This is a genomic window from Streptococcus oralis, from assembly GCF_003944215.1.
GTDB classification, from domain to species: domain Bacteria; phylum Bacillota; class Bacilli; order Lactobacillales; family Streptococcaceae; genus Streptococcus; species Streptococcus oralis_BI.
In genome coordinates this window covers 192,648-200,872 of record NZ_RJVZ01000001.1, presented here as the reverse complement: position 1 = coordinate 200,872, position 8,225 = coordinate 192,648, and the positions used below count along the sequence as shown (strand labels likewise).

General features: G+C 40.4%; 8 protein-coding genes and 1 pseudogene. All 9 read left to right on the top strand.

What is annotated here, in order from left to right; all coding sequences use genetic code 11:
• A pseudogene (locus tag D8804_RS01150) lies at window positions 1-568 on the top strand (protein kinase family protein); the annotation flags it as partial.
• Window positions 565-1,791, top strand: a complete 1,227-nt coding sequence (locus tag D8804_RS01145; RefSeq protein WP_125398533.1) for an MFS transporter — start codon at window positions 565-567, stop codon at window positions 1,789-1,791. The pseudogene D8804_RS01150 and the gene D8804_RS01145, both read left to right, overlap by 4 nt.
• A 193-nt stretch (window positions 1,792-1,984) precedes the next feature.
• Window positions 1,985-2,590, top strand: a complete 606-nt coding sequence (locus D8804_RS01140) for a hypothetical protein (RefSeq protein ID WP_125398532.1) — start codon at window positions 1,985-1,987, stop codon at window positions 2,588-2,590.
• A 143-nt stretch (window positions 2,591-2,733) separates the two neighbouring features.
• On the top strand, window positions 2,734-3,429 hold the full coding sequence (locus D8804_RS01135) for an AzlC family ABC transporter permease (RefSeq protein ID WP_125398531.1): 696 nt from the start codon (window positions 2,734-2,736) through the stop codon (window positions 3,427-3,429).
• Window positions 3,419-3,742: an AzlD domain-containing protein gene (locus tag D8804_RS01130; RefSeq protein ID WP_125398530.1), complete on the top strand. Its 324-nt coding sequence runs from the start codon at window positions 3,419-3,421 to the stop codon at window positions 3,740-3,742. Before D8804_RS01135 ends, D8804_RS01130 begins: the two co-directional genes overlap by 11 nt.
• A 102-nt stretch (window positions 3,743-3,844) precedes the next feature.
• Window positions 3,845-4,690, top strand: coding sequence for a transporter substrate-binding domain-containing protein (locus tag D8804_RS01125; protein ID WP_125398529.1), 846 nt, complete (start codon window positions 3,845-3,847; stop codon window positions 4,688-4,690).
• A 154-nt stretch (window positions 4,691-4,844) separates the two neighbouring features.
• Window positions 4,845-5,699: a MetQ/NlpA family ABC transporter substrate-binding protein gene (locus D8804_RS01120; protein WP_000694538.1), complete on the top strand. Its 855-nt coding sequence runs from the start codon at window positions 4,845-4,847 to the stop codon at window positions 5,697-5,699.
• Window positions 5,700-5,797: 98 nt separating this feature from the next.
• On the top strand, window positions 5,798-7,171 hold the full coding sequence (locus D8804_RS01115) for a M20 family metallopeptidase (protein WP_084974567.1): 1,374 nt from the start codon (window positions 5,798-5,800) through the stop codon (window positions 7,169-7,171).
• Window positions 7,164-8,225, top strand: coding sequence for a methionine ABC transporter ATP-binding protein (locus D8804_RS01110; protein ID WP_009729651.1), 1,062 nt, complete (start codon window positions 7,164-7,166; stop codon window positions 8,223-8,225). Before D8804_RS01115 ends, D8804_RS01110 begins: the two co-directional genes overlap by 8 nt.

Genomic DNA, 8,225 nt, shown 5'->3' with positions numbered 1-8,225 from the left:
TATTAATAAGAAACTAGTTAATTTTCAACGATATGAGAATGCCAAAAATAATCATCGATTACTACAGCATTTGATGCATAGAGAGAAAAATTTGGGATTAGATGGATTGTCTGGCTTGCTTATTTTGATGAAAAAACATAATTTTGATTGCGATGTTATTGACTATGGAATTAATATCATCATTGAAAAATTAATTATGACAGATAATGGTAGGATGGTCCCGATAGAATCAAATTTAGCTTCACCTTATCTAAATAATGGGACAGCAGGATTTATTCGTGCCTTGATTTTTATAGATTTTAAAAAGTATATAGACCTAATCAAAGAACTGTCTGAAGGATTAATTACAGAATTTGCTCAATATGCAGATCTATGGAATGGTATGCTAGGGATAGTTGATACATTGTTGGAATTGTATTCTTATTTTAGAGTAAGAAAATATAAAGACGCTGCAGGGGAGTTGTTAAATACAGTAAAATGTTATGTGAAGCATTCTAAAGTAGATAAACAGGAGTACCTTTATGTGTTATCTAAGTACATGGAACTGGGGGATGGTGAATTAGTATGAAAGTATTTCTTCAAAATAGAGATTTTAGGCAATTAACCATCAACCAGTGGATTTCAACGGTTGGGGATACAATTTTTTATCTTGCTTTTTTGAATTATGTGGCAGATGCTTCGTTTGCCCCCTTGGCGATTTTACTCATTACGATTTCAGAGACTGTTCCTCAAGTTCTGCAAATCTTTATGGGAGTTTTGGCTGACTTTCAACATCATCGTGTTCTAAAGTATACGGTTATTAGTTTTGTCAAATTTGTACTTTATTCTATAGTGGCACTTTCGCTTTCAGGGCAGTCCTTTTCCTTATGGCTCGTATTCTTTATTTGTTTGATGAACCTCTTGTCGGATACATTGAGTTATTTTTCAGGAGCCATGCTAACTCCTATTTTTATAAGAATCATTGGGAAAGAACATCTGACAGAAGCCATTGGCTTTAAACAATCAACAGTTAGTTTAGTTCGGACAATCAGTAATATTCTAGGAGGGATTTTACTAGGAATTCTTTCTATTCAGTTTATTTCCTTGCTAAACGCTCTGACGTTTCTGATAGCATTTGTAGGTATTCTTTTCATAAAAAATGATCTTTTGAAAATTGAAAAAACAATTAGCTATCAAGAAGGTCTTTCTGTAAAATCGTTTTGCCAGCATTTGTTCCAATCATCGAAATTGATCTGGAATATGGATAGAGTGGTCTTCATTTTGTTTATCGTCTCTATCAGCCAAGCGGTGATTAATGTTACTGTTCCTATTTCGACTCTTTTTTTAAGAAACCAACCGTTTTTGAATTTACAAACTGGTCAATCACTCGCTTTGTTATCAACACTAGAATTGTCAGCACTTATTGTCGGAAGTCTTGTAAGTGGCTATCTGAAAAATACGATTTCTATAAAAATGGCTCTATATGCCTCAGTTGTCATCCAGTTATTCCTTTTAGTAGGATTTGCCACAGTTCATTTTGGCTTGATTCTGCTTTTCAGCTCCTTGGATGCCTTTATCGCAGGTATACTCTCTCCTAGATTGCAAGAACTCGTCTTTAAACAAATACCTGAGGAGTCAATGGGAGCGGTTCAATCCTCTATTGGTGCTATTACGGTTGTTTTACCAAGTCTATTCACAATCGTTTTCGTAACGATTGCTACAAGTTTTGGAACCCTAGCGGTCAGCTTTATTCTATTGCTATTACTCCTAACCGCATTTGTCATGCTCTTGAATATTCGTGAGAGCATTTAGTAGGGATTTCTGATTTAACTTTTGTTCATACGATAAGGCTGGCTTCCCAGTCTTTTTCTTTATCTAAAATATCTAATAATAGTCCTTGCTCAATTCTTTGTTATCTTAAATGAAAAAGTAATTTTAAAATCAATCACGGAATCCCACTCTATCAAAGTTTGTCAATTCTAGAGTTTTTTTGTATAGTAGAAATATGAAATTTACAAAAATAATCAGTAGTTTGCTTGCTCTTGGAGCTTTCCTCATGCTTTTATCAGCTTGCCAGAATGTTAAAAAGACACAACTGGTCTTGTTTGAATCCCTTTCGTTCGGCATGCCTCCTAAATCTTTTGAAGAAGTATTTGGAGAGGCTAGCGAAGTAGTGGAGGAAACAGAGATGGCCTATCGAGATACTTGGCGTGCTGAAGACCCTTATTTCTATAAAACAGGTCGCCTTTTCTATGATTACGAAAATATTGCTTTGAATGGTTATACAGGTCGAGCAAGATTCACATTTTCAAAATCACATCGCTTGGAAGAAGCGACAGCTCATATTCCTGTAGCTTCAAAAGGGGAGCAATATGTAGTGCTCAACAATCTATCCCATACTATAAAAAAAGAAATTGAAGCTCTTCCGAATTTTCAAACTGTAACTACCGAGACGGTAGGACTATACGATGACGGCTATCGCTATAAAGTCAAGTTGAAAGGACAAAGGAGAGAATTTTGGATCGATGTTTATCCGACAGAAGATGAAGATGCTAAAGAAATTGAAGATAAAAAGTATACTATTCGGGTGGATCAGTTTAGGATGCATTAATAACACTCATGGGATTTCAGCATTTTTTACTAGCTCTAAGTTTCAAACTCTAAACTTTTTTCTCTTCTTTGAATGTGTTATAATATTCCTTGCTGTGGCTGTGACCATGAACAGCCTCAAACGAAGAAAATAAGAGGAGAGAGATGAAAGAAAAAGGATTTTGGGAAGGTGTACAGGCGGCTATGCCGACTGCCCTTGGCTATGTTAGTATCGGTCTGGCTTGCGGGATTATCGGTGCGCCCTATGTGACACCTGTTGAGATGGGCTTGATGAGCCTCTTTGTTTATGCTGGGAGTGCCCAGTTTGCCATGTTGGCATTGATTGCGGTCCAAGCGCCTGTGGCGGCCATTGCCATGACGGTCTTTTTGATCAATTTGCGTCTCTTCTTGTTGAGTCTGCATGCGTCGACTTATTTCCGTCATACCAGTCTCTGGCAAAATATCGGGATGTCGAGCCTCTTGACAGATGAGACTTACGGAGTTTTGATGGGAGAACTAGTACATACAGACAAGGTCCATCCCATGTGGATGCATGGGAACAATCTCAACAGTTATGTAGCTTGGTTTGTTGGGACAGTTGCGGGGACAGCTTTAGGTGGCCTTCTTCCAAATCCTGAAGTCTTTGGCTTGGACTTTGCCCTTGTTGGGATGTTTATCGGGATTTTTACTTCGCAATTTCAGATTATGCAAAGACGGGTTCCTGTACGGAATCTGCTGCTGATCCTAGCAGTTGTTGCGGTGTCTTTCTTTTTCCTCTTGACAGTGGTGTCTCAGTCGCTGGCTGTTCTATTTGCGACACTACTTGGTTGTACTATGGGGGTGGTCTTAGATGGTCAGTAAGTATATTTTAATGGCGATCGTCTTTTCTGGATTGGTGACTTGGATTCCCCGTATGATTCCTTTCATCTTGGTTAAGTACAAGGGTTTGCCAGCTATCGTTGAGCGATTTTTGAAGTTTTTACCTGTTTCCATTATCTTTGCCTTGATCCTTTCAAGCGTAGTGACAGGTAAGGTTGGAAGCTTTCCTCAAATCAAATGGCTAGACTTTTTAGCAGTCTTTCCAACGGCTTGGGTAGCCTTTCGCTATCGTAATTTAGTCGGCACAGTTCTCTTTGGGGTTGTCTTGATTGCAGTCTTGCGTCTGGTCTTTTAATCAGCTATAAGAAAAACCTATCACCGAGATAGGTATCATATAATGGCGAAAAAAAATATTTTCTGTTAAGATAGTACAGTATTCTATTTTGGAGGAAATGACATGAAAAAAATCGTCAAATATTCATCTCTTGCTGCCTTAGGACTCGTTGCCGCAGGTGTGCTAGCAGCTTGCTCAGGTGGAGATAAGAAAGATAGCGCATCTAGCGAAGCAGCAACACCTGGTAAGAAAGAAATTGTCGTAGCGACCAACGCTTCACCAAAACCATTTAACTATGAAGACAACGGTGAGTTGACTGGTTATGAGATTGAAGTAGTTCGTGCTATCTTTAAAGACTCTGACAAATACGATGTCAAGTTTGAAAAGACAGAGTGGTCAGGTGTCTTTGCGGGCCTTGACGCTGATCGCTACCAAATGGCTGTGAACAACATCAGCTACACCAAAGAACGTGCTGAAAAATACCTTTATGCAGCTCCAACTGCTAAAAATCCTAACGTTCTCGTTGTAAAGAAAGACGATAACAGTATTAAGTCTCTCGATGATATTGGTGGAAAATCTACTGAAGTCGTTCAAGGAACAACAACAGCTAAACAACTAGAAGACTATAACAAACAACACGCAGACAATCCAACGGTTCTTAACTACACCAAGGCTGATTTCCAACAAATCATGTCTCGTTTGAGCGATGGTCAATTTGACTACAAGATTTTTGATAAAATCGGTGTTGAAACAGTTATCAAAAACCAAGGTTTGGATAACTTGAAAGTCATTGAACTTCCAAGCGACCAACAACCTTACGTATACCCACTTCTTGCTAAAGGTCAAGATGAGTTGAAATCATTTGTAGACAAACGTATCCAAGAACTCTACAAAGACGGAACTCTTGAAAAATTGTCTAAACAGTTCTTCGGAGACACTTATCTCCCAGCAGAAGCTGACATTAAATAGTCGTATGAAATCATCCAGTCTGAGAAAGGCGGATGATTTCTCAATTTTTAGGTATATAGTTTCAAACTATATGTCTGCCTATCTAATAACAATTTGCTAAATCAAATAAAGTATGAGATACTATTACGGTATTATTTTTAAAGGAGAAAGAATCATGAAAATCAAAAAATGGCTCGGTGTAGCAGCTCTTGCTACAGTCGCAGGTTTGACTCTTGCAGCTTGCGGAAATTCAGAAAAGAAAGCGGACAATGAAACAGTTGTTAAAATCGCAACAGTTAACCGTAGCGGTTCTGAAGAAAAACGTTGGGATAAAATCCAAGAATTGGTTAAAAAAGATGGTATTAAATTGGAATTCACAGAGTTCACTGACTACTCTCAACCAAACAAGGCAACTGCTGATGGCGAAGTAGACTTGAACGCTTTCCAACACTACAACTTCTTGAACAACTGGAACAAAGAAAACGGGAAAGATCTTGTAGCGATTGCAGATACGTACATCTCACCAATCCGCCTTTACTCAGGTAAAAATGGGGAAGAAAACAAGTACACGAAAGTGGAAGAAATCCCAGATAAGGGTGAAATCGCTGTACCGAATGACGCTACAAACGAAAGCCGTGCGCTTTACTTGCTTCAATCAGCTGGTTTGATCAAATTGGATGTTTCTGGAACTGAACTTGCTACTATCGCAAACATCAAAGAAAATCCAAAGAACTTGAAGATTACTGAATTGGACGCTAGCCAAACAGCTCGTTCATTGTCATCAGTTGATGCTGCCGTTGTAAACAATACCTTCGTTACAGAAGCAAAATTGGACTACAAAAAAGCACTCTTCAAAGAACAAGCTGATGAAAACTCAAAACAATGGTACAACATCATCGTTGCGAAAAAAGATTGGGAATCATCACCTAAGGCTGATGCCATCAAGAAAATTATCGCAGCTTACCACACTGATGAAGTGAAAAAAGTTATCGAAGAAACATCAGACGGTTTGGACCAACCAGTTTGGTAATAAGACACAGGGAGGTGGGAGAGAGTTTCCACCTCTTACTTTTGTCTAGAGCATGGATTGTAAAGAAGACTATACGTTCATAGAAAGGTAGAGAGAATATGGTTTTTCCTAGTGAACAAGAACAGATTGAAAAATTTGAAAAGGATCATGTAGCTCAACATTATTTTGAAGTCTTGCGCACCTTAATTTCCAAGAAATCAGTCTTTGCCCAGCAGGTTGGACTTAAGGAAGTCGCAAACTATCTGGGTGAGATTTTCAAGCGCGTAGGGGCTGAAGTGGAGATTGACGAGACTTATACGGCTCCCTTTGTCATGGCGCATTTCAAGAGTTCGCGTCCAGATGCTAAGACCTTGATCTTCTATAACCACTATGACACCGTGCCAGCGGATGGTGACCAGGTGTGGACAGAGGATCCTTTTACCCTTTCTGTGCGCAATGGTTTTATGTATGGACGTGGTGTTGACGACGACAAAGGCCACATCACAGCTCGTTTGAGTGCTTTGAGAAAATACATGCAACACCATGATGACCTACCTGTCAATATTAGCTTTATCATGGAAGGGGCAGAGGAGTCTGCTTCCATGGATCTAGATAAGTATTTAGAGAAACACGCAGACAAACTTCGTGGGGCGGATTTGCTGGTATGGGAACAAGGTACAAAGAACGCCTTGGAGCAGCTGGAAATCTCTGGCGGAAACAAAGGGATTGTGACATTTGATGCTAAGGTAAAAAGTGCTGATGTGGATATCCACTCGAGTTATGGTGGAGTTGTGGAGTCAGCACCATGGTATCTCATCCAGGCCTTAAGTAGCCTGCGTGCAGCAGATGGCCGTATCTTGGTAGAAGGCTTGTACGAGGATGTTCAAGAGCCAAATGAACGAGAACTAGCCTTGGTGGATACTTATGCCCAACGCAATCCTGAGGAAATCAGTCGCATTTATGGCTTGGAATTGCCTCTCTTACAAGAGGACCGCGCAGCCTTTCTAAAACGTTTCTTTTTCGAGCCAGCTCTCAATATCGAAGGGATTCAGTCAGGTTATCAAGGGCAAGGGGTTAAAACGATTTTGCCAGCAGAAGCTAGTGCCAAGCTAGAGGTTCGTTTGGTTCCTGGCTTAGAACCGCATGATGTTCTGGAAAAAATTCGGAAACAGCTAGACAAAAATGGCTTTGATAAGGTAGAATTATACTATACCTTGGGAGAGATGAGCTATCGAAGCGATATGAGTGCGCCAGCCATTCTCAATGTGATTGAGTTGGCCAAGAAATTCTATCCACAGGGTGTTTCAGTCTTGCCGACTACAGCGGGGACAGGACCTATGCATACGGTCTTTGATGCCTTAGAGGTACCCATGGTAGCCTTCGGTCTAGGGAATGCCAATAGCCGAGACCACGGTGGAGATGAAAATGTGCGAATCGCCGATTACTACACCCATATTGAATTAGTAGAGGAGCTGATTAGAAGCTATGAGTAGAGATATTATTAAGTTAGATCAGATCGATGTGACCTTTCACCAAAAGAAGAGAACCATCACAGCGGTCAAGGATGTGACCATTCACATCCAAGAAGGGGATATCTACGGAATCGTTGGATATTCTGGAGCAGGGAAATCAACCCTTGTACGGGTGATTAACCTCCTGCAAAAACCATCTGCAGGGAAAATTACCATTGATAACGATGTGATTTTTGACGGCAAGGTGACCTTGACGGCAGAGCAGTTGCGCCGTAAGCGTCAAGACATTGGGATGATTTTCCAGCATTTTAACCTCATGAGTCAAAAGACAGCAGAGGAAAATGTGGCCTTTGCTCTTAAGCACTCTGGACTCAGCAAGGAAGAAAAGAAAGCTAAAGTAGCTAAGTTGTTGGACTTGGTTGGCTTGGCGGATCGTGCCGAAAACTACCCTTCACAACTATCAGGAGGGCAAAAACAGCGTGTGGCCATTGCGCGTGCCTTGGCCAATGATCCGAAAATTTTGATTTCAGATGAGTCAACGTCTGCCCTTGACCCTAAGACAACCAAGCAGATTTTGGCTTTGTTGCAAGATTTGAACCAAAAATTAGGTTTGACTGTTGTCTTGATTACGCATGAAATGCAGATTGTCAAAGACATTGCCAACCGTGTGGCAGTTATGCAGGATGGTCGTTTGATTGAAGAGGGTAGTGTTCTTGAAATCTTCTCAGATCCTAAACAACCTTTGACTCAAGACTTTATCTCAACTGCCACAGGTATTGACGAAGCCATGGTCAAGATTGAGAAGCAAGAAATCGTAGAGCATTTATCTGAGAACAGTATCTTAGTGCAGCTCAAGTATGCAGGGGCTTCGACAGACGAGCCACTTTTGAATGAATTGTACAAGCGTTACCAAGTAACGGCTAATATCCTTTATGGAAATATCGAAATTCTCGATGGCACTCCTGTTGGAGAATTGGTTGTGGTCTTGTCAGGTGAAAAAGCAGCGCTAGCAGGTGCTCAAGAAGCTATTCGTCAAGCAGGCGTACAGCTAAAAGTATTGAAGGGAGGACAGTAA